26 protein-coding genes and 1 tRNA gene are annotated in these 26,456 nt (G+C 50.8%); 9 read left to right on the plus strand and 18 right to left on the minus strand.

Annotation, left to right across the window (positions count from 1 at the left end; all coding sequences use genetic code 11):
- Window positions 1-3: 3 nt before the first annotated feature.
- Together METTU_RS15405 and METTU_RS15410 are read left to right on the plus strand one after the other, a co-directional pair.
- Window positions 4-1,617 (plus strand): sensor histidine kinase, encoded by a 1,614-nt coding sequence (locus METTU_RS15405; RefSeq protein WP_006892709.1) that lies wholly within the window; start codon window positions 4-6, stop codon window positions 1,615-1,617.
- Between the two features lie 18 nt (window positions 1,618-1,635).
- Window positions 1,636-2,331 (plus strand): response regulator transcription factor, encoded by a 696-nt coding sequence (locus METTU_RS15410; protein ID WP_254257987.1) that lies wholly within the window; start codon window positions 1,636-1,638, stop codon window positions 2,329-2,331.
- A 165-nt stretch (window positions 2,332-2,496) separates the two neighbouring features.
- Here METTU_RS15410 and METTU_RS15415 read toward each other — a convergent pair whose 3' ends face one another.
- Window positions 2,497-3,933 carry a TolC family protein gene (locus tag METTU_RS15415; RefSeq protein WP_150107873.1) on the minus strand — a complete coding sequence of 479 codons (1,437 nt, stop codon included), beginning with the start codon at window positions 3,931-3,933 and terminating at the stop codon, window positions 2,497-2,499.
- 346 nt (window positions 3,934-4,279) lie between these two features.
- Here METTU_RS15415 and METTU_RS15420 point away from each other — a divergent pair, with 346 nt between their 5' ends.
- Genes METTU_RS15420 through METTU_RS15430 form a run of 3 tightly spaced genes read left to right on the plus strand, consistent with a single transcriptional unit; the run spans window position 4,280 to window position 8,019 of the window.
- Window positions 4,280-4,549, plus strand: coding sequence for a YtcA family lipoprotein (locus METTU_RS15420; RefSeq protein ID WP_006892717.1), 270 nt, complete (start codon window positions 4,280-4,282; stop codon window positions 4,547-4,549).
- An 18-nt stretch (window positions 4,550-4,567) separates the two neighbouring features.
- The gene (locus METTU_RS15425; protein ID WP_006892718.1) at window positions 4,568-5,755 is read left to right on the plus strand and encodes an HlyD family secretion protein; all 1,188 of its coding nucleotides are present in this window, start codon (window positions 4,568-4,570) and stop codon (window positions 5,753-5,755) included.
- Window positions 5,752-8,019, plus strand: coding sequence for an FUSC family protein (locus tag METTU_RS15430; RefSeq protein ID WP_006892719.1), 2,268 nt, complete (start codon window positions 5,752-5,754; stop codon window positions 8,017-8,019). The genes METTU_RS15425 and METTU_RS15430 overlap by 4 nt, the downstream gene beginning before the upstream one ends.
- A gap of 179 nt (window positions 8,020-8,198) precedes the next feature.
- On the opposite strand, the gene METTU_RS15435 is transcribed toward METTU_RS15430, so the two are convergent.
- Entirely contained in the window at window positions 8,199-9,104 is a 906-nt protein-coding gene (locus METTU_RS15435; protein ID WP_006892720.1) for a LysR family transcriptional regulator, read from the minus strand.
- 104 nt (window positions 9,105-9,208) lie between these two features.
- Between METTU_RS15435 and METTU_RS15440 the strand changes: the two genes are divergently transcribed.
- The 4 genes from METTU_RS15440 (at window position 9,209) to METTU_RS15455 (ending at window position 12,951) form a co-directional block, all read left to right on the plus strand.
- On the plus strand, window positions 9,209-9,811 hold the full coding sequence (locus tag METTU_RS15440) for an FMN-dependent NADH-azoreductase (protein WP_006892721.1): 603 nt from the start codon (window positions 9,209-9,211) through the stop codon (window positions 9,809-9,811).
- 130 nt (window positions 9,812-9,941) lie between these two features.
- The gene (locus METTU_RS15445; RefSeq protein ID WP_006892722.1) at window positions 9,942-10,508 is read left to right on the plus strand and encodes a YceI family protein; all 567 of its coding nucleotides are present in this window, start codon (window positions 9,942-9,944) and stop codon (window positions 10,506-10,508) included.
- Between the two features lie 376 nt (window positions 10,509-10,884).
- Window positions 10,885-11,541 (plus strand): DODA-type extradiol aromatic ring-opening family dioxygenase, encoded by a 657-nt coding sequence (locus METTU_RS15450; protein ID WP_254258075.1) that lies wholly within the window; start codon window positions 10,885-10,887, stop codon window positions 11,539-11,541.
- Window positions 11,542-11,736: 195 nt separating this feature from the next.
- Complete coding sequence (locus METTU_RS15455; protein WP_006892724.1) at window positions 11,737-12,951, plus strand: MFS transporter; 1,215 nt, start codon at window positions 11,737-11,739, stop codon at window positions 12,949-12,951.
- Between the two features lie 714 nt (window positions 12,952-13,665).
- Here METTU_RS15455 and METTU_RS15460 read toward each other — a convergent pair.
- The 16 genes from METTU_RS15460 to serA form a co-directional block, all read right to left on the minus strand.
- Window positions 13,666-13,741 (minus strand) — tRNA-Lys (locus METTU_RS15460).
- A gap of 50 nt (window positions 13,742-13,791) precedes the next feature.
- Complete coding sequence (queC, locus tag METTU_RS15465; protein WP_006892725.1) at window positions 13,792-14,469, minus strand: 7-cyano-7-deazaguanine synthase QueC; 678 nt, start codon at window positions 14,467-14,469, stop codon at window positions 13,792-13,794.
- 6 nt (window positions 14,470-14,475) lie between these two features.
- The gene (queE, locus tag METTU_RS15470; RefSeq protein WP_006892726.1) at window positions 14,476-15,117 is read right to left on the minus strand and encodes a 7-carboxy-7-deazaguanine synthase QueE; all 642 of its coding nucleotides are present in this window, start codon (window positions 15,115-15,117) and stop codon (window positions 14,476-14,478) included.
- A gap of 2 nt (window positions 15,118-15,119) precedes the next feature.
- Window positions 15,120-15,896: a tol-pal system protein YbgF gene (gene ybgF, locus METTU_RS15475; RefSeq protein WP_254257989.1), complete on the minus strand. Its 777-nt coding sequence runs from the start codon at window positions 15,894-15,896 to the stop codon at window positions 15,120-15,122.
- Window positions 15,897-15,977: 81 nt separating this feature from the next.
- A complete protein-coding gene (gene pal / locus METTU_RS15480; RefSeq protein ID WP_006892728.1) occupies window positions 15,978-16,553 on the minus strand; it encodes a peptidoglycan-associated lipoprotein Pal in 576 nt (191 codons plus the stop codon).
- A 57-nt stretch (window positions 16,554-16,610) separates the two neighbouring features.
- Window positions 16,611-17,894 carry a Tol-Pal system beta propeller repeat protein TolB gene (gene tolB, locus METTU_RS15485; protein ID WP_006892729.1) on the minus strand — a complete coding sequence of 428 codons (1,284 nt, stop codon included), beginning with the start codon at window positions 17,892-17,894 and terminating at the stop codon, window positions 16,611-16,613.
- Window positions 17,895-17,991: 97 nt separating this feature from the next.
- Complete coding sequence (gene tolA, locus METTU_RS15490) at window positions 17,992-19,581, minus strand: cell envelope integrity protein TolA (RefSeq protein WP_006892730.1); 1,590 nt, start codon at window positions 19,579-19,581, stop codon at window positions 17,992-17,994.
- 6 nt (window positions 19,582-19,587) lie between these two features.
- Window positions 19,588-20,016: a protein TolR gene (tolR, locus tag METTU_RS15495; RefSeq protein ID WP_006892731.1), complete on the minus strand. Its 429-nt coding sequence runs from the start codon at window positions 20,014-20,016 to the stop codon at window positions 19,588-19,590.
- 11 nt (window positions 20,017-20,027) lie between these two features.
- Window positions 20,028-20,705 (minus strand): protein TolQ, encoded by a 678-nt coding sequence (gene tolQ / locus METTU_RS15500; protein ID WP_006892732.1) that lies wholly within the window; start codon window positions 20,703-20,705, stop codon window positions 20,028-20,030.
- Window positions 20,695-21,111 carry a tol-pal system-associated acyl-CoA thioesterase gene (gene ybgC / locus METTU_RS15505; RefSeq protein ID WP_040580894.1) on the minus strand — a complete coding sequence of 139 codons (417 nt, stop codon included), beginning with the start codon at window positions 21,109-21,111 and terminating at the stop codon, window positions 20,695-20,697. The genes tolQ and ybgC overlap by 11 nt, the downstream gene beginning before the upstream one ends.
- Window positions 21,112-21,121: 10 nt before the next feature.
- Window positions 21,122-22,153, minus strand: a complete 1,032-nt coding sequence (ruvB, locus tag METTU_RS15510; RefSeq protein ID WP_217182938.1) for a Holliday junction branch migration DNA helicase RuvB — start codon at window positions 22,151-22,153, stop codon at window positions 21,122-21,124.
- Window positions 22,153-22,764, minus strand: a complete 612-nt coding sequence (ruvA, locus tag METTU_RS15515) for a Holliday junction branch migration protein RuvA (RefSeq protein ID WP_006892735.1) — start codon at window positions 22,762-22,764, stop codon at window positions 22,153-22,155. The genes ruvB and ruvA overlap by 1 nt, the downstream gene beginning before the upstream one ends.
- The gene (ruvC, locus tag METTU_RS15520) at window positions 22,761-23,261 is read right to left on the minus strand and encodes a crossover junction endodeoxyribonuclease RuvC (RefSeq protein ID WP_174269946.1); all 501 of its coding nucleotides are present in this window, start codon (window positions 23,259-23,261) and stop codon (window positions 22,761-22,763) included. Before ruvC ends, ruvA begins: the two co-directional genes overlap by 4 nt.
- Before the next feature lie 13 nt (window positions 23,262-23,274).
- A complete protein-coding gene (locus METTU_RS15525) occupies window positions 23,275-24,021 on the minus strand; it encodes a YebC/PmpR family DNA-binding transcriptional regulator (protein WP_006892737.1) in 747 nt (248 codons plus the stop codon).
- 186 nt (window positions 24,022-24,207) lie between these two features.
- Window positions 24,208-24,849, minus strand: a complete 642-nt coding sequence (locus METTU_RS15530; RefSeq protein ID WP_006892738.1) for an HAD-IB family phosphatase — start codon at window positions 24,847-24,849, stop codon at window positions 24,208-24,210.
- Window positions 24,846-26,429 (minus strand): phosphoglycerate dehydrogenase, encoded by a 1,584-nt coding sequence (serA, locus tag METTU_RS15535; RefSeq protein ID WP_006892739.1) that lies wholly within the window; start codon window positions 26,427-26,429, stop codon window positions 24,846-24,848. The genes METTU_RS15530 and serA overlap by 4 nt, the downstream gene beginning before the upstream one ends.
- Window positions 26,430-26,456 lie beyond the last annotated feature (27 nt).

Raw genomic sequence — 26,456 nt, forward strand, 5'->3', positions numbered from 1 at the left:
CTCATGTTTCGTTTCCGCTTGGCTGTTGCTATCGTTGTTTCGTTCTGCTTTGTCTTGTTATTAGGATTCGCACTGTATTGGGGTTCGAACCAGGTTGCCCGGCATTTTCAGCGCAGCCAGATGGCCTATGAGGCTTTCGATCGTTATGAACGATTATCCCAAGAGGCTTATCGCCACTTCAAACAGCGGATGGATAGACTGATCACCGCCAGCCCGGCGGCGGAAGCCGGTGTGGAATCATCCAAACATCGTCTCTACGAAGCGATGCAGGAGCTTAGAAATACTGCAGTAAAAACACCGATTGCGGAAAGTCATACTGAAGATTGGCAGGATAAACCCGCCGAACTGGAAAGAGTTGCCCATTTCACCGCCTTCCTCGATTCCAGCGAATATCGATTCGACGAAGTCGAGCGCTTGCGTCAGCAGGGGAAGAATGAAATGGCGGTGCAAGCGCTGTCGAAATTCTCGGAAGAAGAAATCGACGGCAAATTCCAGCCGCTGATCGATGCCGCCATCAACGCCGAACGGGAAAAGGCCGGACAGGCCAAGCAAGAACTGGAGGATTTGGTAGCTCAATCGCGTTGGATCGCCATCCTGGCATCATTGACTGCGGCGATATTCAGCCTCACGTCCGGGGCATTACTGCTTCGCGGCGTCAGGAAGCCTATCGAAGCGCTGATGAAAGGTACCGACGAGATAGCCTCCGGTAATTTGGATTATCGTATTTCTCTGGATACCCGCGATGAATTCGCCTATCTTGCCAGCCATTTCAATCAAATGGCGCAGGAACTGGGACTTCAGCAAAATAAACTGCGCGAAGGACGCGTCGTGCTGGAGAAAAGAGTGGCCGAACGTACTTTCGAACTTCATCAGTTAAATGAAGAATTAAAACGCATGGACAACGAGCGCCGAGAGTTTTTAGCCGACATCAGCCACGAACTGCGCACCCCGATTACCGTCATTCGCGGGGAAGCGGAGGTTACTCTACGGGGCCAGGATCGCGAAGCCGAAGAGTACAAGGATGCTTTACATCGCATCGTCGAACTGGCGATGCAATTGGGAAAATACGTCAACGATCTGTTGTTTCTGGCCCGAACCGAAACCGCCAATCTCCAATTTGAATGGGATAGCGTGGACCTGGCCGAACTGGTGGCCGGAGCCGTCGAGAATTTTCAAGTGATGGCCGAGGAAAACTCGATTTCGGTTTCCCTGGATGCGCCGACCGAACCGGTGTGGGTGCGCGGCGACAAACAGCGGCTTCGACAGGTGCTGTTCATTCTTGGCGACAATGCCTGCCGATATTCGACCCCTGGAGGACACATCGCGGTCGCCTTACGGGTGGACGGTGAAATGGCAAGTTTCAGCCTCACGGATCAAGGCATAGGCATACCGGCACAGGATTTGGAGCGTATTTTCGACCGCCATTTCCGCAGCCGGAATGCCCTGGCTTCGCGAGACGATGGAAAGGGTCTGGGCTTGCCGATGGCCAAGTCGATCCTGAAAGCACACGGCGGAAGCATCAAAGTAACCAGCATTGAAAATTCAGGCTCGACGTTCACAGTAACGCTCCCGCTGATTTCGATAGAACAGGATAGCAAGCAGATAAATGAAAAATAACTTAACTACACTAATCTAATGGATACCGGTTACATGCGAGTTCTGCTAGTGGAAGACGATGAGCGGATTGTCGATTTTGTTCAACGAGGTCTGAAGGCCGAAGGCTATGCCGTGGAGGTGGCCCGTAACGGGCTGGATGCGATAGCGCTGGGTAGCGCGGGCAAGTTTCAAGCCATTATTCTGGATCTGGGCTTGCCTGATCTCAATGGCCGACAGGTTTGCGAGCGCTTGCGCGACGCCGGCGTCGGCACCCCGATTCTAATGTTGACGGCCAGGGACACCGTGCAGGATAAGGTGACCGGCTTGCGCTCAGGCGCCGATGATTATATGACCAAGCCTTTCGCGTTTGAAGAACTGCTTGCTCGAATCGAAGCGCTGATGCGTCGTCGTAGCGGCGAAATCAAATTGGAAACCAAAGAACTGCAGGTAGCCGACCTCCTGTTGAATGGAGAAACCCATGAAGTAAGACGTGGAGAAACGCTAATCGAGCTAACTCCGAAGGAATTTGCCTTGCTGGAATGCTTTATGCGCATGCCCGGCAAGGTGTTGAGCCGCACCCGGATACTGGAGCAGGTATGGGGCTACAGCGCCGACCCATTGACCAATGTGGTGGATGTCTATATTCGCCAGTTGAGACGAAAAATCGATGACGATTATGAGCTAAAACTGCTCAAGACTGTCCGAGGATTCGGCTACAAATTGGATGTCTCCTGAAAAGCCGTGGAGCAACCGGCTCTAAACCCTAAAAAATACGCTTTTCAATAGCTGTCATTTTGGCATGCATCAGGTGCTACATTACATATCCATTGAGTTATATGCGGCGCAGAACATTGGGTCGAGCATCAAACGGCTTTTCTGCACCGTTAGGACTTGGAAAAATTAATCCGTTGCATTCCGGCTTTGTCCGCCGGAAGCATAAACCAGGGTTGCTGCGGATCGCAGCAAGGTGGCTCGGCTGTCGATTTCGGTATAACGGGCGCGCGCCAAATCCTTTTGCGCGGAAAGCAGTTCTATCACCGTGGAAAAGCCGTGGGTATAAGATTCTTGTGTGGCCGCATAGGATTCTTCGGCAGCTTTCAACAAGGCTAACGCAAACTCGCGTTTTTCCAGCGCGGTTTTGGTATCGGCATAGGCTTTCCAGATATCGCGCATAATTTCCAGACGCAAGGCCTCAAGTTGGGCCTTGGAAGCCTCTTTCCTGGCCTCTGCTTCATGCACGGCATTGCTGCGCTCAAAGCCATCGAACAAGGTCCATTCCATGCTCAGCATCGCTGTACCGACCAGATTGCTCGCCGAATAACTTTCATTACCGGGTGGATTGGTATGCACATTTCTCCAGGCTTGATTGCCGAGACTGCCTCCCAGGGAAAACTTGGGCCAGAATTCGGCCCTGGCCTTCTTCACTTCGGCTTCGCGCGCACGTAATTCGGCAAGGCGCGCCATCAGATCGGGGCGTTGCTCCAATGCCTGATCGACAATTTTTTCGACCGACTGCACCAGTCCTGCCGGTAAAGGCAGCTTGCTCAAGTCTATCAGTTGCAACGAATAAGAAGGCGAAATACCCAAGCTCGAAGTCAAATCGGCATGTGTCTGAATCACCGAGCTGCGTGTATCTTGCAGGTCATAACTGGCTTTCGCCTGCTCCTGAATCGCCAGCAATAAATCGGGGCGTGTCGCCAGACCTTTTTCGAGTTTCGCCTGAACCGAAGCGGAACCGGCCCTTGCGGCCTCAAATGTTTGCTCCGCCGCCGTTACCTTGGCCAGGGCGGCCTGATAAGCAAAAAAACCGGTTGCAACCCGATAGGCAATTTCCTGATGTTTGCGGTTGAAGGCAAAATTAGCGGCGCTCAAGCGCTGTGCGCCCGCATCGACCATGGCTTCCCTGCGTCCGAAATCGAACAATGTCCATGCCAAATTCAAACTGCCCAAAGAGGAGTAACCATGGCTTACCAACGCGCCTCCGGGGATGGGGAAGCTATTTTTGAAATATTGCCCGAACGCCATAGCCGTCAGAGTCGGGTACCAGGCACTGCGATTCATTTCGAGCCGAGCGGCGGCGGCTTTCGCCTCCTCCCAGCTCACTCTTGTTTCCGGGTTAGCGTGCAAGGCCAGGTCGACCAGCGCAGGCAGGTCGTAGGTTAGCTTGGTATCGATCGGGCTTTCTTCATGCGAACGGCTGGATAGCGGGGGCGGCTGCGTGCCGGTTGTGGCCTTGGTCTGGTAATCATGCCAATCAACGGCATGGTCGGCCGGGGCCGCCGCATAGGGTTCATCAAACTGCACCGCGCTCGGCGGCATGCAGGCTGTCAATGCCATCGCGGCCGGCACAATCGCTCGGCTTATACCTCGCGGCAGATAGGACAACAATGTTAGCAAGTTATCGCACTTACTGCGCCGCAACTTTTGCAAATTTAAACCACCTTATTCAAACGTCAATTTAGTTGCAGAATGTCCCTATTTTCGGAAACTTGAATGAGTTGGTTGACAATAGGGGCTTCAAATACCAGAATCCTGATCAGCTACACTTTAGTTAATGCCTTTAATTTTTACAACTTAAAGATTTATTAATGACCTGATCAATCTTAAAAAAACGTCGCCAAAAATAAATCTAATGGTCATACGAAAATTATTTAAGTTCAGTTTCTCCGCTCAGGCGCAAATTATGACCTTCATAACGAGATTACGAAAAACGGCTTTCCCGGTTATTTTTGCGTTTTTTCTGACGGCTTGCGACCCGATGCTGAGTATTCAGGGTTCGTTCTGGCCTGCCTGGATTATCTGTATCCTTGCCGGACTGATGGCAAGCATGGTACTGATGTGGCAATTGGTGCGACACCGGCTGGCGCCGTATCTGGGGCCGCCGCTGTTGATTGCGCCGAGCCTGTGGGCGCTATGCACTTTTGTTATCTGGTTGTTATTTTACTCGACGTAAACACGGGCGCCGTCCATCATGGAAAACAGTCAAACTGATAATCACGCTATAAATTTTAAACGCCGCATGATGCTGGGACGCATCATCGGAACGTTAATCGTGCTGGGCGCACTCCTGACCGGAGCGCTGGTCTGGCGCATCAACTATCAGCATCCCCGCACCAATGATGCGATGGTGCGGGCCAACATCGTCGGCATCGCGCCCGAAGTGAGCGGCCGTATCGTGGAATTGCACGTTGAAGACAATCAGTACGTCAAGCAGGGCGATCTGCTATATGTGATCGATCCCCGCCCCTATCAGGCCAAACTGGCCCAAGCCAAGGCGGAATTGCTGGTGGCCGAAAAAGATGTGGATTCACGGCGCGCCTCCAGCGGCTCCGCCGAACTGGCCATCGAACGACTGGAACACCAACGCGCCGCCGCCGAGGCTGAAGTCAGCAGAATTGAGGCCGAGGATGAATATCTGCATAGCTATCTGGAACGCCTTGAGCCCTTGGCGGAGAAACAATACGTAACGGCAGACCAGCTCAAGCAGGCCCGATCCAAGTACGCCGCGTCGCGCGCTGAACTGGCGGACGCCCGGGCCAAGGAACTTTCGGCCCGGAGCGCGATAGACGAAGCCAAAAGCGATAGCCGCCGCGCCGTATCGTTGATCGCCCAGGTCGGCAACGTCAATGCCCGCATCGAAGCGGCCAAAGCGGTCGTTGCCGCCGCCGAACTGGACGTCGAATATTGTTCGGTGCGTGCGCCTTTCGATGCCTACGTCACCAACCTGAATACACGCGAAGGCGAATACGCCAAGACCGGAACGCAAATGTTCGCCCTGGTCGATGACCGCCACTGGTACGCCATCGCCAACTTCAAAGAAACTTATCTACAGTCCATCCGCCCAGGTCAGGAAGCCGACGTATTCCTCATCGGTTATCCGGGAAAACGCTACCGGGGGGTGGTGACCGGTATCGGTTGGGCCAATTATCCCGACAATATCAAGCAACAAGGGGTTCTGCCGGAGGTTCAGCGCACCCTGAACTGGGTCATTCTGGCATCCCGCTTCCCGGTGCGGATCGAGATACACGAACGCGACCCCGAACACCCGTTGCGCATGGGCATGACCGCCTTTGTCACCGTTCTGGATCGTCCCGCCGAAATTCCGGGGCTTTCGCCTGCCACTGAGGAAGGAGAAAGCAAAACCCGGATTCCGCAATGAACCACGGCGACACACAGCACGCTTCCGCTCTGAACAAAAAGCGAAGCCGTCTTTGGTTCGGGACCGGCCTGACGCAATTCCTGAAGACTGAACTCAGAGACTTTCCAGAGCGGCGCGTAGCCGCATTCCGCCTGTTCATCGTTGCGATGACCATTGCCCTAGTCAGCCAAACCCTGCACGTGCCGCCATTGGGAGCGATCGCACTGCTGATATGCTTGAGTTACGACGCGTATGCGAATGCCGGTCAATCGTTGGCGTTCGGACTGCGCCAGCTGGGCTATATCATCGTCACCACCTCGGTGTCGGTGTTTACGCTTATGTTTGCCGGCAATGATGCCTGGCTGTTGCTCCCCTTGTCTTTCATAATCCTGGCTGTCGCCCTGTTTCATGCCCGCCTGATCGCCTGGCCTACCGGCATCGCCCTCTGGTATTCGGTGGCGGTGCTGTATAGCCCAAGCACTCCCGCTCAAGGCATCTACAACGCCTTGTGGAATATCCCGATCATTGGCGTATTGGCTATCGGATCCTGGACGGTGGTGCATCTGACCATCAAGCCGCAAGACCCGCTCAAACAACTGAAGACGAGTATCGCTGAACAACTGGCGGCAGTGGAATACATTTTCAGTGCGCGCTTGGCCGACAGCGGCGTGAATATCCATAAGCGGGTCATCTCGAAATTTTCCAGCGCCGGCAGCTTCGGCAAAATACTGGGGCTTCTGTCAAACGCGGAACTGATACATCCATCAATGCATGGACGGCATGATACTTATCTTGCCCTGCTGCTTGAAATCGACGGTTTACGGCAGATGGCCATCTGGCTGGATCAGGTATTGACGGCAGAGTATCGCGCTCAACCGATGAATCAGGAAAAATTAAATGTCTACCTGGCTCTGCAAAGCGCCTGTGCAACATTGCGGCAAGGCGTGGAAGAATCGCGCGATGTTTCCGGACAAATAGAGACGCTGCTGACCGATGAAGTGCTGCGCAGTTATTCGCAAACCAACCCTTCGCTGTTAACCGCCATTTGGCGTGCGCTGCAACGTACCGCCGGTTTGATGCATAACTTGCATGAGCCGACAGCCGCGCCTGAAATTAAACCCCTAGAGGCCGAAACCGACAGTAATGAAGCAGATGACTGGTTACCCGCCTGGTTTGGCTATGATTTCTGGGCGACGCATGCCGACAGCCTGCAATTCGGGATTAAATTTTCTCTGGGCGCCATACTCTGCACGCTGATCGTTGAAAGCCTGGGCTGGCCGGACATCAATACCGCCATACCCACCTGTTTGGTCGCGGCACAAACCAGTCTCGGCGCCGACTACCGGCTATCGATATTGCGTGTATCGGGCGCCATCCTGGGCGGACTCTGCGCCTACTTGTATGTGCTGATGTTCCAGTCCCAGCTCGACACCATCGCCGGCTTTGCGCTTGCAACGGCTCCGGTGTGGGCCATTGCGGCCTGGATTTCCTCCGGCAGCGAACGTATCGCTTACATGGGCAGGCAACTCGGGTTTTCGTTCGCGATGTTCGTTTTACATGATTTCGGCCCAGTCACCGATCTGTATCTGCCGCGTGACCGGGTTATCGGTATTTTGCTGGGCATCATCGTGATGGGAATACTCGACTATGCGCTATGGCCGCGGCGTTCGATTGTACTTGCCCGTCACCATACCACAGCGGCATTGCACACACTCGCCAAGTTCACAACCCGGTTGCCGGACCTGAGCCTGATGCTTAAATCTACCTTGCCATTGCGCTTGTCGGCTGAAAAAGATCTGGCTGCTGCACAGGATTTGGTGATTCACGCGGTACTGGAGCCGGATGCAAGATTGACCTACAAAGTCAACGAAAGAACGGCGCTGCGTGCGGTTATTGAAGCCGCAGGCAACTTGTCCGGATTGCTACAGATTCGGCGGCGCTATCGCTTGCTAAGCGGTCAACAATTCAGCAGCTTTCCTGATGAACTGCAAGAACATAGCCGAACTTTCGATGCGGCGCTGACAAGCGCTCTGGAGAATGCGGCGCTGGTGCTGCAAGGCCGACAACAGGAGACCCGGACTGAGGCTGCCGACATCCACGCGCTACTGAAACAAAGCTACACCGAACATCACCGTATCGACAGCTTGCCGGCCGACCTGGCAATGGAATGGGAACTGCGATTCATGCTGGATCAGCAAATCATGGAACTGGTAGAACAAATCCAAAAAAGAGCCGTGGACTCTGTCTCATATCGTCTGAAAGCCGGTTCGACTATTGATGAGTAACGCTTCAGGCCGTTCACAAAAGACCGGTAAATAACGGCGCGACAAGAATATTAATTACGTCCATGAGCAGGCCATGTTCGATTTCATGGAGAAGTTCAGAGCTTTGTTCTCTAAAGCCCCAGCAGGCCTGTTGCCTGGATCAGGACAAATCAAAATACACGAACAAAATCTTCAAAGATTTACTCCATCTTAAAAAAATACTCCGATCCAACCGATTCCCTGACGATCTCCGCCAGACGTCTTACTCCGGGACCTGCAAAGTCAGGATTGGCTAGAATCAAATAGAGCGACGCCTCGCGCGTACCGCCTTCCCGTAAGGGTAGCGGCCGAAGCGTCCCGGTCCGCAGCTCTTCGCGGATGTGCTCCTCCGGCAGCCAGGCAAATCCATATCCCATACAGACTGCCTGGATTGATGTGGCGACCTGACTCACCGTCCAACGCTGATCCACTTCAACTGTCGCTGTGCGTCGGTCACGATTGGCGCCCGAATCACGCACCACCACATGGCGATATGCGCGCAGATCCCGATAGGTCAGTTCCCGGTCATAATGATGTAAAGGGTGATCGGCATGAGCCACTGCGCGCAACCGTATTCGCATCAAGGGATCGCCCAGAAACCCTGGCGGCAGCTGGGGAGAAATCACCAAGTCGGCCTCCCCTTTTAGCAGTGCATCCGAAGTTCCACCGAGTACCGATTCAATTAATTCGAGCCGCGTACCGGGGCTTTCCTGCCCAAAACGATCCAGACAAGCTAATAACAGTCGAGAGGGAAAGAGAATTTCAGCGACGATACGTATTTCCGCCTCCCAGCCGGCCGACAGCGCGTGGGCGGCTTGCTCCAGATCGTTGGCTTCGTCCACTAACGCCAGCGCACGTCGATAGAGCATCTGCCCGGTCGGCGTGAGGATCGCCTTACGTCCTTGAATCTCGAATGCTTTCACACCAAGTAAGGACTCTATTTTTTGTACCGCATAGGTGACGGCAGATTGGCTCTTGTGCAGTGATTCCGAAGCCTGGGCATAACCGCCCGCGTCTACAACTGCGATCAATGAGCGCCATTGCTCAAGGGTAATATGGGGAGACATCGAAACCTATCTGATTTTTAGACCATTAACAGCGAATTATTATACTTTTTTATCACTTCAACAAGAAGTCTAATAGCCTTACTTTCAATGATTAGAGAAATACCATGACAACCCTATTACAACTTAACTCAAGCATTTTCTCTTCCGGTGGTCAGTCCACCCAGCTCGCCGACCAGTTCGTCACCGCCTGGCAAGCGAATGAACCGGACGCCCAGGTAATCGTCCGCGACCTTGCACATGACGCCATTCCTCACCTGGATGCCCAGCGGGTTTTGGCTTTCTTTGCACAGCCCGAAACGCGAACACCGGAACAGCAAGCCTATGTCGCCGAATCGGATGCGCTGATCGAAGAGATCAAACAAGCGCAGATTATAGTCATCGGTCTACCGATGTATAACTTCGGCATCCCTTCGACGTTAAAGGCCTACTTTGACCAAATTGCCCGCGCCGGGGTAACCTTCCGTTATACCGAAAATGGACCGGAGGGCTTGCTAACCGGCAAGAAGGTCTATGTTTTCGCAGCACGGGGCGGAATCTACGCGGGTACGCCACTGGACAGCCAGACAAACTATGTGCGCGATTTTTTAGGCTTTCTCGGCATGGACAATACCGAGTTCGTTTATGCCGAAGGACTCAATATGGGCGAGACAGCTAAGGAAGCAGCACTGGCCGGAGCCAAACTACGGCTCACCGCATTGGCGGCATGAGGGCGGACGACGCGTAGATCCGGTCCGGCTTTAGCGCTGTTGCCAAAGAAATCCGGATCAGGATTCACTTTTTCGCTAGTCAAAACATATTGTCATCTTTTTTATCACTACCTTTATAAGGAGCAACACCATGAAACGCATTACCCTTTTAATCCTGGCAGCAGCCATTTCAACGCCAGCCCTAGCCGCTCCGGAAACGTATGTCATCGACAATACCCATACCTATCCACGTTTTTCCTACAGCCACTTTGGCTTTTCGACGCAGTTAAGCCGCTTCGACAAGACCTCCGGCAACATCGTTATCGATCGCGAGGCGAAAACAGGCTCGGTCAATGTCGTCATTGCCACCACTTCGGTTGATACCGGCTATCCCTTATTCAATGAACACATTCAGGGTGTAGATTTTTTCGACACCGCCAAGTATCCCACCGCCACTTTCACCTCCAACAAAGTCAACTTCGATGGCGAAAAGATCGTTTCAGTCGATGGCTCACTGACGCTTAAAGGTATCAGCAAGCCGGTCACGCTCGATGTGACATCGTTTCAGTGCATGCCGCACCCGATGCTGAAAAAGGACGCATGCGGTGCGAACGCAACCGCAGTCGTTAAGCGTACGGACTTCAATATGGGAAAGTACGCGCCTAACGTCAGTGACGAGGTTACCCTTACCATTGCCGTTGAAGCCGTCAAGGAATAAACCTTTGGTTAAAGTCCCATATCAGAATAGAAATAAACAACGGTAACAGGAATTACTGTTATCGTTATTAAGGAGTACGACTCGCCCACTCGCGCGTTGTAACGATTCATCGCCGACTTTCCAGACCGTCCTCATCGTGGATTTGAGACGCTTGCCTGCATATAGGTTACACAAGTATCATTTGGGTAGCCGAGGCGATCACAGTAATACGCACAATTGGCCAAGCAATCATGAACAGCGAATCAAATATTTTACCCGGTTCTGTTGTGTACCTTTCTCATGGAGGAGGTCCTTTACCCTTGCTTGGAGATAAAGGCCACCAAATATTATTAGGGAGATTGCGCAAACGCTTGCAAAGCCCAGCGCTATTTTAGTCATTAGCGCGCATTGGGAAGAGGGTAAGCCAACCATTACCAGCGGGGCATCCCCTGCATTGATATATGATTATTATGGGTTTCCCAAAGAATCCTATGAAATCGAGTATCCAGCACCGGGCTCGCCTGAGCTGGCGAATAGGATTTTTAATCTCTTGGGAAGAGCGGGTATTGAAGCAAAACTCGACGACCAGCGCGGTTTTGATCATGGCTTGTTTGTGCCGTTAAAGCTTATGTATCCGGAGGCAAACATTCCCTGCGTTCAATTATCCCTAATCAATAGCTTGCAGCCCGAAGAGCATATCCGGATTGGCAAGGCCTTAGCTGATTTGAGAAAAGATAACGTTCTTGTCATTGGTTCCGGGTTTTCATTCCATAATCTCAAAGAATTTTTTGTGCCATCGACAAAAGCAGCCCGAGCCATGAACGAGTCCTTCGAGCAGTGGCTTATTGATACCTGTTCTAATAGCCAGCTTACTGAAGAGCAGAGGGAGCAAAGGTTAAAAAACTGGGCTAGCGCCCCTGCTGCAAGATACTGCCACCCAAGAGCTGAACACTTATTGCCCTTACACGTTTGCTATGGCATCGCCGGTACTGCGGCAAAAAAAGCGCTTGAATTTGAAATAATGGGAAAAATGGCGAGTGCTTATATTTGGTAAAACGATTTTATTCGAAACAAAATATATAAAATCATTGGGAGGAAATCAGCCAAATCGCTGTACATTTTATAAGTAATCGAAAAGTTGGAATTTTCCATAATCAGGGCTGCTGTCCGCAAAGAAGGCGGTACACTTAGCGTCTATTTTGACTCAATTGTCCTACTCAGGCAGGCCGCTATTAATCATCGGACATTCATGCAATTTTTTGTTAAACCCAATCCTTTTCTCAAACTGCTATCTTTTCGCGTCCTAATCGTTCTCGCCTACCAAGTAATGGCGATCGTAGTGGGCTGGCACATTTATGAACTGACACATGACACATTTGCGCTGGGTTTGGTCGGACTGGCCGAGGTCATCCCCTACTTCTGTTGCGCGCTATTTGCAGGTTATGCGATAGATCACTACTCTCGCCGCCTGTTCGGCGTGCTCGCCTGCCTAATGCTATTTCTCACCGCGCTGACGCTGACAGCCGTGTCGGCAGGTTGGATAGGCGGCAATCCTTCGTGGTGGATCTACGGCTCTATCGCCTTTACCGGGGTGGCGCGTGCGTTTATCGGCCCATCGTATAGCGCGATGTTTGCCCTGGTTTTACGGCGTGATCAATATGCCCGAGCGTCGGGAATCGGCAGTTCCGCGTTCCAGTTCGGACTCGTAGTCGGACCTGCGTTAGGCGGCATCCTGGTTGGATGGGCAGGCAAGACTGCCGCCTATGGCGTTGCCGCCGGTTTGTGTTTGGTTGCAGCAGTGGCCCTGCTGTCGCTACGCGTCGAGGAGCCTCCTCCGGCGGCAAGCGCGCCTATCTTCACCAGCATCGCTGAAGGACTGCGCTTCGTGTTCAGCAACCAGATCATCTTGGGCGCGCAGTCGCTGGATATGTTTGCCGTGCTGTTCGGGGGCGCGGTTTCCATGCTGCCTGCGTTTATTCACGACGTCTTTCATTACGGTCCTCAGGGACTGGGTATTCTTCGTGCCGCCCCGGCAATCGGCGCCGTGATGACAGGATTATTGCTCGCCCGCCATCCGATCAACCTGTATGCCGGACGCTGGCTGCTGGCAGCCGTGGCGGGATTCGGATTCTGTATGATCGGCTTTGCCATATCAACAAACTTCTGGGTTGCCGGGCTGCTCTTGATACTCTCCGGTGTTTGCGACGGGGTATCTGTGGTCATGCGCACGACCATCCTGCAGCTGGCGACACCCGATGCCATGCGCGGCCGGGTTTCCGCTATCAACGGTATATTTATCGGCTCATCCAACGAGCTGGGAGCGTTTGAATCGGGTATTGCGGCGCGCTTGATGGGGCTGGTGCCATCGGTAGTTTTCGGTGGGGTGATGACGCTGACTGTCGTTGCTGCGACGGCAAAACTGGCACCGAAATTACGCCGACTGGAACTTCACCAGCTGCATTGATCCCTGTGTCCAGACTGTCAATCCATTGCTGTACTGAAATGGTTTAATTAAACAGGACACTTTTTATAATGTCATCAGCGGGCGGTGAACATGAGTAATCAAAATAAGCATAAAGGCCCCGAATACAGCATTGAGTTTAAACAAGACGCTTAAGTTAGTTACTGAAAAGACTATACGCACAAGCAAGCAGCCGATAATTTAGGCATATCACTTACTGCTATTGGGCGATGGGTGGAAGACGAAAGAAAAAGGTTTTGAACTTGACTGATCAAGACGAATTACCCCACTTAGGTAAAAAAGTTGAACAATTGCGGATGGAGCACGAAATATTATATGGCACCCTTTAGGTACAGTCTTCTTGGCGAAAGAACGCCAATAAAATACGGCTTTATTCGAGAGCAACAGAAGACTTTTCCGGTTACCGTGCTGAGCAAAGTCATGTAGAACAACTGGCTCATATTCTCCGCCATACTTTCGTCAGTCACTTTATTATGAATGGCAGCAACATTGTTGCCCTTCAACAGATATTGGGCATTCGAGTTTAAATATTACAATGAGGTATTCTCACCTGTCGCCTGACTGCTTGATTCAAGCAATTCAACTTAACCCGTTGGCGAGAACTTTAAACGGTGGTAACAATGTGGAAACTTTAACGACAGGCATAAAAAAACCAGTTGACAGAAAAGCCTAACTGGTTGATTCATATATCTTTGATGGTGGGTCGTGCGCGATTCGAACGCGCGACCATCGCATTAAAAGTGCGGTGCTCTACCGGCTGAGCTAACGACCCAACAAAGATTGCCTATTATACTGATTAATCTGATCTTGGCAAGTTTTTTTTCAGCTTATTTGATACCGTGTCGGATCCTTTATTCCCGCCTCAGTAAATCCGATTTTTCTTAGGCGACAGGCATCACAAACTTGGCAAGCACGACCTTGCTCATCGGCGGAATAACAGGACACTGTGCGCTGATAATCCACACCTAACTCAACACCCTGCTTAATGATTTCCGCCTTGCTCAGCGCGATTAGAGGGGTATGTATCACGAAATGCTCACCTTCTACGCCGGCCTTAGTGGCTAGGTTGGCTAATTGCTGAAACGCTTTGATAAATTCAGGCCTGCAATCCGGGTATCCGGAATAATCCACGGCATTAACACCGATAAAGATGTCGCTTAATTTTAAAACTTCCGCCCAACCTAAGGCAAAGGACAGGAAAATCGTATTTCTTGCCGGCACATAGGTTACCGGTATGCCGTCTTGTGGAGAGTGAGGCACGGCAATGTGCTCGTCGGTCAGCGCAGAACCGCCAATCGAGCTTAAACCCAGTTTGATGATTTTATGATCTTCGACTTGATAATCTGCGGCTATCTGCGCTGCCGCTACTAGCTCGGCATTATGCCGCTGACCGTAATCAAAGCTTAAGGCGTAACATTTGAATCCCTGCTTTTTCGCAAGAGCAAGTACGGTAATTGAATCTAATCCGCCGGATAGCAGGACGATGGCTTTTTTTTGCATGTCGGTTTACTTACCTTGGGCGTCATCCCAAAGTATTTTATGTAGTTGAAGTTGAAAGCGAACAGGTAACCTGTCCTTTAGAATTTTTTCGGCAAGCTCGGTTGGGTTTTGCTGCCCCATCACCGGTGAAAACAATACTTCACAAAGATTAGGCAAATCGTATTCTGTTAAAATGGATTTTGACCAGTCGTAGTCACTGTCATTACCGATAACAAATTTAACTTGGTCTTTTGCGGTTAGATATTCGATATTTTGATAACAGTTTCTGCTTAATTCACCCGAACTGGGGGTTTTAAGATCCATGACTTTAACAACGCGCTGATCGACTTTCGACACATCAAGTGCTCCGCTGGTTTCAAGCGAAACGACATAGCCTTTATCGAGAAGCTTGGTCATTAACTCAAGACAGCTCGGCTGCGCCAAAGGTTCGCCACCGGTTACAGTAATATACGGCGTTCCATACTGTTCAGCTTGCGCAATGATTGCATCAATTCCTATTTTTTCACCGCCGGTGAATGCATAGGCCGTATCGCAATAAACGCATCTTAATGGACAACCGGTGAGTCGAATAAATACGGTGGGCAGACCTACCGTATTCGACTCGCCCTGTAACGAATGAAAAATTTCAGTTATGCGTAATGAACTCACAACTATTGTTTAACATCATCAAGTAACAGTAATTTCTTTGCGGCCAGGCGGGCGGCTGTCGAGCTGGGGAAATCCACGGTAACACGCGTTAAATATTCACGCGCTTTAACTGGATTTTTTTGCTCAACCTCGATAGTGCCCAACTTCAACAAAGCATCCGGCACTTTGGAGCTGCCAGGATAATTTTCAATCACGCCACTAAAAGCTTTACGCGCTGAATCGATATCCTGATTAACTCTATAGGCCTCACCTAACCAATATTGGGCATTATTCGCATATTCGCCCTTCGGATTTTTACCCAGCAATGTATTGAATTCAGCAATTGCCTGAGCGTTATGTCCATTTCTAAGTGCTTCATACGCTTGTTGATATTGCTGCTTTTCATCGCCTACAGGAGCGGAAGCTTCACCTGATGTTTGGACAGCCGCCTGTTTTTGCACAGGAGGCTGTTTAACCTCTGGAGATGCGGCCGAAGCCGCAACTGTCGGCTCGACCATCTTTGCTTCGGTTCCAACGGAGCCATCTTGCGTAGGAGAACTGTCAGTAACCGATGACTTAACGCCCTCAGTTTTTTTCTCAAGTCTTTGCATCCGCTCATCAAAATCGGAATACATCGTGCTTTGAGACTTTTTCATCTCGGCAATAAGATTTGCCTGCTCTTCCAGCCTGCCGGTAAGCTGCTGCACTTCACCTTGCAATTGCTCCAGTCGCCCCATCATTTCATACAACGCATTAGTCGGTGAAGGCTTTGCAGCACTGACTTCACCCGCCGGATACATTGAATTATCAACAACGGGCGGTAACGATTCTGCATGGACAGCGCTGCAAACACACAGCAACGTGATAAGACGAGCTTTCATTTATTTGCCTTGATAAACTAATTCAACGCGACGATTAAGCTCCCAGGACGCTTCATCATGACCTAATGATGCAGGTTTTTCTTCGCCGTAACTGACAACTTCTAACTGACCGTCAGCAACACCTTGAACTTTCATCATACTTGCTATGGATTTTGCGCGCTGCTCACCCAATGCAATGTTGTATTCACGTGAACCACGCTCATCGCCATGACCTTCCATGACGACGCGTTGACCGGGATGCGCCACCAAATATTGTGCATGAGCTGCAATGACCGGAACAAAATCATCCTGAACCTGGCTGCTGTCCAGCATAAAATAGATAGTGCTTTTTGACAGCGGGTTGTTCGGATCGCTGAATTCAGGGCCTATACCGGCATTGGGATACATTCCCGAAGCATTCATTTCCGACCCGGATAAGCCTGATCCATTATTTAAACCGCTGGTTGATGCATCGTTGATACCACTGGCAGTATTTTGAGTGCCGTCAGTAAGACTCGCATCTTTTTCATCTTCACTACAACCCGATAGGATTACCGCGCTTATTGCCAATGCCAATACTGTTTTATTCAATTTCATTTTTAATTTCCAAAAAGTAATCTATTAATTCAAAAAATCATGTTATGCCCAACCGAACTAGGGCGACCACGCCGGTTCGCGAATTTCACTGCTGTCAAACACCAGCTTCTGTTGCATTTTACCATCCAATGATACGGCCGATAAGTAACCTGCACTACCTTTTCGGGAAGCGTACAAAATCATGCTGCCATTCGGTGCAAAACTTGGGGATTCATCCGATCGACCGTCAGTAATCACATTAACCGACTTGGTCGCCATATCCATAACGGCAATACGATAATCGCTGCCATTTCCATGGACCATGGCTATACTTTTGCCGTCCGGTGAAAAACTGGCTCTGGCATTATAATTCCCTGAAAATGTTAGCCTTTTTTCCTCACCACCTTGGCTCGACATAATGTACAACTGTGGCTTCCCACCCCTATCCGAGGTAAAAACAATATGACTGCCGTCAGGAGACCAGGTTGGCTCGGTATCAATCGCAAAACTTTTAGTCAATTTAGTTAAAGATCGCGTCACCAGATTTAATATGTAAATATCGGGACTGCCATCTTTAGATAACGTCAAAGCCAACTTTGCTCCATCGGGCGACCAGGAAGGTGCGCCATTGATACCGGGGAATTCGGCAACTCTCGCTCTCTCTCCGGTAGCCAAGGTCTGGATATAAATTGCGGCTGATTTTTTCTCAAATGACACGTAGGCTATTTTTCTACCATCGGGCGACCACGCTGGAGACATCAAGGGTTCTACAGATGAAGCTATGGTTTGCGCATTAAAGCCGTCAGCATCTGAAACTTGAAGTTTACTGGTACTTTGTTTGCCCTGCCTGCTGCTGGTAATGTAAGCAATCCGACCGCTGAAAACACCTTTTTTACCGGTTAGTTTTTCAAAAATAAGGTCGCTGATATGATGAGCCGTTCTACGCAGCTCGGCCGCCGATGATGTCATTCGGTAGCCCATCAGTTGTTCGCCCTTATAGACATCAAACAGCTGAAACTGAACATTGTACTGGCCGTGGTCTTCAATCACCTGACCGATAACCAGATAATTCTGCCCTAAAGCCTGCCAGTCCTTAAACTGAACAGCTTCCGCAGTGCTGGGTTTAGCTGGCATACTTTGCTTATCCAGCGTTTTAAAATAGCCGCTACGGCCCAAATCCGCATCAACGACAAAACTAACATCAACCGGGACGCCGGATGCCCCTTGCATACCAAAAGGAACGACTGAAATAGGCAACGCACTCTCAATACCTTCGGTAATTTCAATCGTCATCTCTGCATAGCTACTTGGCACATAGAAGCTAACCAGACCAATCAACAAAATTTTTCTAAAAAAGCTCACTTGTTTACCTCAGTAATTTAACTGAAAAAAGACCATTAAATGATTGACGTTAATATTCTTCAACGACATCTTTGTGCTGATAATACCTTGTTTCTGATTACCTGGAACGATCTGGATCAAACAAAAATTTAAATGACTTAAATTCTTTAGCCGACAGCTCCTTATCTTTAGGTACCGGAAGTGGCGATGCTTTGTGGACAGCATTTTCCGCTGAGCGATCAAAAACCGCATCGCCGCTGGAAGTCACCACCACGGCATCAATCACCGTGCCATCGGACATCAATCTGACCTGAATTGTACACTTTAAACCTTCTGTGGCAGAAACCGGTCGAATCCAGCTCTGGGCCACTTTTTGCCGAATGGCAGCGGCGGCTGTTTTTATCGCCAACTGATCTTGTTCCGCATCCATTCTCGCTTGCTCTGCGTCCATTCTTGCCGCCTCAGCCCTTTCTGCTTCTGCTTTAACTCGGGCGGCTTCAGCCCGCTCTGCTTCAACTTTCGCTTTAGCGGCCTCTGCTTTTTCTGCCGCCGCTTTTGCTTTGGCCGCTTCCGCCTGTTCTGCTGCCGCTTTCGCTTTGGCGGCTTCGGCTTTTTCGGCAGCTGCTTTCGCTTTGGCCGCTTCCGCTTTTTCTGCCTCGGCTTTTGCTTTGGCAGCTTCTGCTTTTTCTGCCGCAGCTTTCGCTTTGGCGGCTTCCGCTTGTTCTGCTGCTTTCGCTTTAGCCGCTTCGGCCTTGGCTTGTGCGGCGGCCTCGGCTTTCGCTTTGGCTATTTCAGCTTGCTTTGCCTCGGCTTTAGCTTGCTCAGCGGCTTTCGCTTTAGCGGCTTCTGCTTGTTTGGCTTCGGCCTTGGCTTGCTCGGCAGCTTCGGCTTTCGCTTTGGCGGCTTCGGCTTGTTTGGCTTCAGCCTTGGCTTGCTCGGCAGCTTCGGCTTTTGCTTTGGAGGCTTCCGCTTGTTTGGCTTCAGCCTTGGCTTGTGCGGCGGCCTCGGCTTTCGCTTTGGAGGCTTCCGCTTGTTTGGCTTCAGCCTTGGCTTGTGCGGCGGCCTCGGCTTTCGCTTTGGCGGCTTCAGCCTGTTTGGCTTCGGCCTTGGCTTGCTCGGCAGCTTCGGCTTTTGCTTTGGCGGCTTCGGCCTGTTTGGCTTCAGCCTTGGCTTGTGCGGCGGCCTCGGCTTTCGCTTTAGAGGCTTCGGCTTGTTTGGCTTCAGCCTTGGCTTGCTCGGCAACTTCGGCTTTCGCTTTGGCGGCTTCGGCCTGTTTGACTTCGGCCTTGGCTTGCTCGGCAGCTTCGGCTTTCGCTTTGGCGGCTTCGGCCTGTTTGGCTTCGGCCTTGGCTTGCTCGGCAGCTTCGGCTTTCGCTTTGGCGGCTTCAGCCTGTTTGGCTTCGGCCTTCATTTTTTCTGCTTTCGCCTGCTCGATTGCTCGCTCGGCTTCCTGATTAGCTTCCGTTTCCGGTTTTATTTTCTCTTCAACCGGACTTTCAGCCGGCTTCACAGGCTCGGCGGTTACCTCAGCCGGATTCTTAACCTTGCTTTCATCGACAATTTCAGCGTGAATAATTTCAGGCGCGGACTCCGATTCCGTTTTATCAGGTTTGAATAAGGCGCTTAAGGCGAACAGGCCTAGAATCGTAAGATGCAAAGCCAAGGCCAGAATGATCGGCCATGAAAATTTCTTTTTATTTCTATCCATCGAAATCTATTGTTCGCCCGACTTGGTCATTAAGCCCACGCTGGACACGCCGGCATTTTTTAATCCCGCCATCAGCGTAACCACGACACCATAATCAATGCCCTTGTAAGCCCCGATCAGAACCTGCGTTTTGGGTTTCTGGCTTAATACCGCCATCACCCGGGCTTCGACTTCTTCCGGCTGTATCAGCTCAGGCTCTTTGTCATCAATGGTAATAAAATATTGGCTCTGTTCATTAATCGACACAACAACCGGCAAATTATCGCCTTCCGATTCCACGGTGGCGGATTCGGCTTGCGGAAGCTCGACTTGCACACCGGTTTGCAGCATCGGCGTGGTGATCATAAAGATGATTAACAGCACTAAAGTTACGTCAATGTAGGGAACCACATTGATCTCTGCCATGGGCTTTCGGCGCCCATTTTTTCTACCCATTTGTGGCGCGCTCATTTTTGGTGTGCCTGCCTTTGCAACAATACGACGAACTCTTCAACAAATAACTCATATCGACCAGTCAATCTGTCCAGTCGAGTGGAAAAGCGGTTATAGGAAATAACGGCGGGGATCGCGGCAAACAAGCCAATCGCTGTTGCAATCAAGGCTTCGGCAATACCTGGCGCAACTTGCGCCAAAGTCGCCTGTTTGACATTACCCAGCGACATGAAGGAATTCATGATGCCCCATACGGTACCGAATAGACCGATATAAGGACTGATCGATCCGACCGTGGCAAGAAATGCCAAATGTTCATCAAGTCGTTCCAATTCACGCGATAATTCGATACGCATAACCCGTTGCGCGCTTTCCACCTGCACACCGGGTTCTACATTGCCGGCTTGCCGCATGCGGGAGAATTCTTTGTACCCGGCCAGGAATATTTTCTCTATGCCTTCTGGTTCGAAATCCTTGGCAGCCAACTTTCTATAAAGTTCAGCCAATACCACACCTGACCAAAACTGTTCTTCAAATTCGTCGGTGATTTCAATCGCCCGATTGAGTTCTTTGCGTTTGGAGAAAATAAATGTCCACGATGACACCGATGCCGATAATAATATCAACATGACGAATTGAACAACAAAGCTGGCTTCTTTAACTAAATGGAAAATCGATAAATCAGTATTCATTTCTTGTGTGCTCTAAAATTGCTCTAAATAAGGTTTCAGGAATAGCTTTAGGACGCATGGTTTGTGCATCCAAACAGGCAATTCGAACACTGCCCTTGCATAAAACATCATCACTTCGCGTAATGACTTGTTCAAAAGTAAGACTGGCTTTTTTAGCAAGACTCACCTTTGCACTCACTTGTAGTTGTTCATTGAACCGGGCCGGACTCAAATAATCGACCTGCACAGAACGTACAACGAAAATAATACCTTCATTAGCGATCAATTCGTCCTGCTCATACCCCATTGCCCTGAGCATTTCGGTTCTTGCCCGCTCGAAAAACTTCAGGTAGTTGGCGTAAAACACCACTCCACCTGCATCGGTGTCTTCGTAATAAACGCGTACCGGCCACATAAAACTTTTCATTTGCGTTTAATTATTCGAACAAATCCTCAGACATTCCCAATTGCTTGGGGGGCTGCAAGCCAAAATGCAAGTAAGCATTCTGGGTGACCACACGACCACGGGGGGTACGCATAATAAACCCTTGTTGCAGCAAATACGGCTCCACGACATCTTCAATAGTGCCCCGCTCTTCACTGATGGCTGCGGCCAGCGTATCCAACCCTACCGGCCCGCCGGCAAAACTTTCAATCATGGCTAACAGCAGTTTGCGGTCTAATGAATCAAATCCGTTATTATCCACTTTCAACATTTCCAAGGCCTGAAAGGATAACTCCTCGGTAATCGTGCCGTTCCCTTTTACTTCCGCATAATCCCGCACCCGGCGCAGCAACCTATTGGCAATTCGGGGCGTACCGCGCGAACGACGGGCAATTTCATAAGCGCCGCGCGGCTCCATTGCAATGCCCAACACTTTGGCTGAACGCGCCACGATATTCGCCAGCTCATCAACTGTATAAAACTCCAAGCGCTGAACAATGCCAAAGCGATCTCGCAACGGCGATGTCAGCAATCCGGCTCGGGTAGTCGCGCCAACCAAGGTAAAGGGCGGCAAATCCAGCTTGATGGAGCGCGCGGCAGGGCCTTCGCCAATCATAAGATCAAGCTGATAATCTTCCATGGCCGGATATAAAATCTCTTCAACCGCCGGACTCAACCGATGTATCTCATCGATAAACAACACATCATGGGGTTCGAGATTGGTCAACAACGCCGCAAGATCACCCGCTTTATCGAGCACAGGGCCCGATGTTTGGCGAATTTTAACACACATTTCAGCCGCTATGATATTAGCCAGCGTGGTTTTGCCCAAACCGGGAGGGCCGAAAATCAACACATGATCCAAGGCTTCCTGCCGCGCCGTTGCCGCCTGAATAAAAATCTCCATTTGCTCGCGCAATTCTTTCTGGCCGATATAATCGGCCAGGCGTTTGGGTCGAATAGCCCGATCCTGACGCTCTTCATCCGAGTGACTGTGAGCCGTCACCATGCGATCGCTTTCAATCATCTTATCGTGCCCTGTAGCGCCAGCCGGATAATGTCTTCACAGCTTTTACCTTCAGCACTGATATTTTGCACCATTTTACCGGCATCCAGCGGCTTATAGCCTAATGAACACAAGGCGCTGATCGCTTCCTGCTTGGGATTGTTGACCGGCTGGATTTTATCGACACCGGCCACCGATGTACCGCCTGAATCAAATGAATCGGTCAGGTCAGGCAACCGGTCGCGCATTTCGATAACCAGGCGTTCGGCGGTCTTTTTACCGACTCCCGGCAAGCGTACCAATGCTTGGGTATCATTATTATGAATACAGCGATGGAATTCTTCGGCGCTCTGCCCCGATAAAATCGTCAATGCCAGTTTAGGCCCGACACCATTGACCTTGATCAAGGTTCTGAACATCGAGCGGTCCGCTTCGGTGGAAAATCCGAACAGGATATGCGCATCTTCCCGAACCACCAGATGAGTATGCAATGTGATCTCGGAACCGATGGCGGGCAGATCATAAAAAGTCGTCATCGGCGCTTCGACTTCATAGCCGACGCCGTTCACATCAAGCATTAAAAACGGTGGCGATTTATGCGCCAGTTTGCCGCGCAGGAAACCGATCACCGCGACAAACCCCGCTGCAACCGCTGTGCAGTTTGCTGATAATGGGCATGACAAATGCTGATGCCCAACGCATCGCTGGCATCGATTTGCAACTCGCCTTGAATGTTTAACAGAATTTTCACCATATGCTGAACCTGAGTTTTTTCGGCGCTGCCTTTGCCCACTACGGCTTGCTTGACTTGCCTAGCCGCATATTCAAACACCGGCAAACCGGTGGTCTGGAACGCACAAATCGCCGCTCCGCGAGCCTGTCCCAGCTTCAGCGCAGAGTCGGCATTTTTATGCATGAACACCTGTTCTATGGCCATTTGTTCAGGTTGATAGCGTTCGACAACGTCCAGAATGCCGTCAAAAATTTGTTTGAGCCGGTCGGGAAAATAATCGGCTTTGATATGAATACTGCCGCTGGCTATATATTTATAACCGCGCGACGACTCTTCTATAATGCCGTAACCGGTTATTCTTGAGCCGGGATCTATCCCTAAAATTCGCATCAGCTACGGTAAACTATCAATCCAGACCTTCCATAATTTCGTCGCTAATATCCGCATTGGAATAGACATTCTGTACGTCATCCAGATCTTCCAACCGGTCTATCAAGCGCATCATTTTTTCCGCGCCCTCGGCATCCAGCTCAGTCATCGTTGCCGCCTGCATGGTGACTTCGGCATTATCCGGCTCAAAGCCTGCTGCAACCAGGGCGTCCTTTACTTCCAGATAACTTTCCGGAGTAGTCATCACATCAACAGAGCCGTCGTCATTGACGATGACATCTTCCGCCCCGGCTTCCAAAGCGGCCTCCATCAACGCATCCTCATCCACGGAAGGCGCATAACTGAGAATACCGATTTTGCTGAATAGATAGGCCACGGAACCGTCCGTGCCCAAGTTGCCGCCCGCTTTAGAAAAAGCATGACGCACTTCGCCGACAGTGCGGTTGCGATTGTCGGTCAGGCAATCGACCATGACCGCCGTGCCGCCGGGGCCGTAGCCTTCATAGCGAACGACTTCGTAATTAACGCCTTCCAGCGCGCCGGACGCTTTTTTGATCGCGGTATCGATAGTGTCGCGGCGCATATTCGCACCCAAAGCTTTATCTACCGCAGTGCGTAAGGCCGGGTTGCTCGCCGCATCCGGCCCGCTGGTTTTTACCGCTACGGTAATTTCCCGCAGCATTTTAGTGAAAATTTTTCCACGTTTAGCATCCTGCCCTGCCTTACGATGCTTGATATTAGCCCATTTACTATGCCCAGCCATTGTCTCTCTCTTAAAAATAGTTAACTGTGTGCTCGTAATTACTCAGTAGTCAGGAAAAATAGAACGCCGATGACGCTGATAATTATGATCAGATAAGATTTTCAGTATTTGTATCTCTCCGCGGACATCATACTCATCTGCGTTATCAGCGTTCCATTGTATTTTTATAGGGCTGAATAACTAAGCTTATAAAATATGCGCCAATATAGAAACCAGGCTCGGTTCGGCGCTGTAAAAATCGGCTTGCTCGCGGACAACCGGTCTGTCAACCACGCCGCCAAAGCCGATTACAAAGGCTCCGGCCTGCTTGGCTTCCATGTCAGTCTTGCCGTCGCCTATCATCACCAGTGAGCCTTGCGACTTAAGCAAGCGCCTGCAAATCTCGGCTTTCCCGCCCGATCTGGCCAACGGCGAACTCTGGTCATAATCGCGATAACTGTCGTCCGCATTGAAATAAATATCGACTGCGTGAACCTGGGCTTCAGGCAATCCTAAACACCTTGCCAACGGCAAGATCGCCTGACGGATTCCGCCGCTGATAATATGCAGTTCCTTGCCCGGCGCAGTTAAAGCCTCAAACACTTCTTTAACGCCATCGACTAGCTGTTCGATATACAAATCAGCCAGCCAGTTGATGCTGTCCCGGTCCGGCCTGATCAACGACAAACGTTTCTCATAAACCGCTTCCAGCAACACCTCGCCATTCATCGCCGCATCGGTCAGCCTGGACATTTCATCGCCCAAACCGACACGTCGGGCGAGTTCGTCTATGCCTTCGATTTTGCTTAAGGTGCTGTCGCAATCGAAGCAGATGACATCAAAACTCATAAGTTGATCTGGATAGCCTTATGCACGGCGGGGATATGACAGAGTTGCTGCAACAAATCCTCGGTTAAAGGTTCGGAGACACTGATAACTGCCATCGCCCGCTGCTGTTCATCCGCCGTACCGACCTGCATTCTGGAGATATTGATATTGGCATTGCCCAGCACACTGCTGATTGCCGAGATAACCCCCGGCTTGTCGTCATGCTGGGTCACTAATAAGGTTCCTACCGGCACCACTTCAATATCGAACTGATCGATGCAAACCAGACGCGGATGGCAACCGCCCAACAAGGTTCCCGCCAACGTAATCGTATGATCCGCGCAATGCCCGGTAACCCTGATCAACGACAAATAATCTTGGGTTTCTTCAGTTTTCGATTCAACCAGCGCAATACCTTGGCGTTTGGCAATATTTTCGGCATTAACCCGGTTTACCGGTGTTGAAAATTGCCCGCTTAGTACGCCGATCAATGCGGAAACTGAAACCGGCCGCGCCTCAACTTCTGCCGCCCGGCCCATTAACGCAACTTCTATTTTTTCTATCGGCTTGGTCGCCAGACCAACCAACACCTTGCCCAAGATATTGGCCAGCGTGATAAATTCGTGCGATTTTTTCAATTCTTCCGCAGACACTCTGGGCAGATTCAGGGCATTAACCGCTTCACCGGTCTTCAAAAACGTCACTGCCTGCCGGGCGATTTCGACACTCACCGCCACTTGCGCTTCACTGGTCGATGCGCCTAAATGCGGGGTAAAAACGATATTATCCAGCCCCAGCAACGGGGAATCGGCAGGCGGTTCATTTTCGTAAACATCCAGCGCCGCACCGGCTATCCGACCGTTTTTCAACGCATCGTACAGCGCCGCCTCGTCAATCAAACCGCCTCTGGCGCAGTTGATAATCATCGCCTCTTTTTTCATCATCGCCAGCTTGGCGCTGTCGATAACGTTGCGGGTTTTTTCAATCAGCGGGCAGTGTAAGGTCAGATAATCCGCCCGGGTGACCAGCTCCTCCAGACTTACCGATTCAACCCCCAGATCTTCAAATATTTCAGGCGCAACAAACGGGTCATAGGCGATTACCTGCATTTTCAAGCCAAAGCCGCGTTGCGCGACGATTCGCCCGATAGTGCCGAAACCGAGTACCGCCAGTGTCTTATGAGCGATTTCCGACCCCATCAACTTGGAGCGTTCCCATTTTCCGGCGCGAACCGAGCGGTCTGCGGTCGGCAAATGCCGACTCAGCGACATCATATGCGCAATGGCCAATTCGGCAGTCGTTGTCGCATTGGCATCCGGCGTATTCATCACAATAATCCCCAGCTCCGTTGCTGCGGGTATATCGACGTTATCGACACCGATACCGGCGCGACCTATCAACTTGAGGTTCTTTGCCGCCTGCAAAACCTTTTTTGTCACCTGCGTATCGCTACGAATCAACAACGCATCGTAATCGCCGATCAGGTTGCAAAGCTGGTCCTCATTAAGCCCGGTCTCAATATGTATTTGTATACCGGGTTGATCATTTAAATAATTGATGCCGGCTTCTGCTAATTTGTCGGAAATAAGGATTTTTTTCAAAGGAATGTACCGAAAAAAGGCTATGCG

The organism is Methylobacter tundripaludum SV96 (assembly GCF_000190755.2).
GTDB classification, from domain to species: domain Bacteria; phylum Pseudomonadota; class Gammaproteobacteria; order Methylococcales; family Methylomonadaceae; genus Methylobacter_A; species Methylobacter_A tundripaludum.

Coding starts and splice junctions, on each gene's coding strand:
- METTU_RS15405 (WP_006892709.1), top strand. CDS start 4: ATGTTTCGTTTCCGCTTGGCTGTTGCTATCGTTGTTTCGTTCTGCTTT.
- METTU_RS15410 (WP_254257987.1), top strand. CDS start 1,636: ATGGATACCGGTTACATGCGAGTTCTGCTAGTGGAAGACGATGAGCGG.
- METTU_RS15415 (WP_150107873.1), bottom strand. CDS start 3,933: ATGGCATTGACAGCCTGCATGCCGCCGAGCGCGGTGCAGTTTGATGAA.
- METTU_RS15420 (WP_006892717.1), top strand. CDS start 4,280: ATGACCTTCATAACGAGATTACGAAAAACGGCTTTCCCGGTTATTTTT.
- METTU_RS15425 (WP_006892718.1), top strand. CDS start 4,568: ATGGAAAACAGTCAAACTGATAATCACGCTATAAATTTTAAACGCCGC.
- METTU_RS15430 (WP_006892719.1), top strand. CDS start 5,752: ATGAACCACGGCGACACACAGCACGCTTCCGCTCTGAACAAAAAGCGA.
- METTU_RS15435 (WP_006892720.1), bottom strand. CDS start 9,104: ATGTCTCCCCATATTACCCTTGAGCAATGGCGCTCATTGATCGCAGTT.
- METTU_RS15440 (WP_006892721.1), top strand. CDS start 9,209: ATGACAACCCTATTACAACTTAACTCAAGCATTTTCTCTTCCGGTGGT.
- METTU_RS15445 (WP_006892722.1), top strand. CDS start 9,942: ATGAAACGCATTACCCTTTTAATCCTGGCAGCAGCCATTTCAACGCCA.
- METTU_RS15455 (WP_006892724.1), top strand. CDS start 11,737: ATGCAATTTTTTGTTAAACCCAATCCTTTTCTCAAACTGCTATCTTTT.
- queC (WP_006892725.1), bottom strand. CDS start 14,469: ATGCAAAAAAAAGCCATCGTCCTGCTATCCGGCGGATTAGATTCAATT.
- ybgF (WP_254257989.1), bottom strand. CDS start 15,896: ATGTATCCGGCGGGTGAAGTCAGTGCTGCAAAGCCTTCACCGACTAAT.
- pal (WP_006892728.1), bottom strand. CDS start 16,553: ATGAAATTGAATAAAACAGTATTGGCATTGGCAATAAGCGCGGTAATC.
- tolA (WP_006892730.1), bottom strand. CDS start 19,581: ATGGATAGAAATAAAAAGAAATTTTCATGGCCGATCATTCTGGCCTTG.
- tolR (WP_006892731.1), bottom strand. CDS start 20,016: ATGGGTAGAAAAAATGGGCGCCGAAAGCCCATGGCAGAGATCAATGTG.
- tolQ (WP_006892732.1), bottom strand. CDS start 20,705: ATGAATACTGATTTATCGATTTTCCATTTAGTTAAAGAAGCCAGCTTT.
- ybgC (WP_040580894.1), bottom strand. CDS start 21,111: ATGAAAAGTTTTATGTGGCCGGTACGCGTTTATTACGAAGACACCGAT.
- METTU_RS15525 (WP_006892737.1), bottom strand. CDS start 24,021: ATGGCTGGGCATAGTAAATGGGCTAATATCAAGCATCGTAAGGCAGGG.
- METTU_RS15530 (WP_006892738.1), bottom strand. CDS start 24,849: ATGAGTTTTGATGTCATCTGCTTCGATTGCGACAGCACCTTAAGCAAA.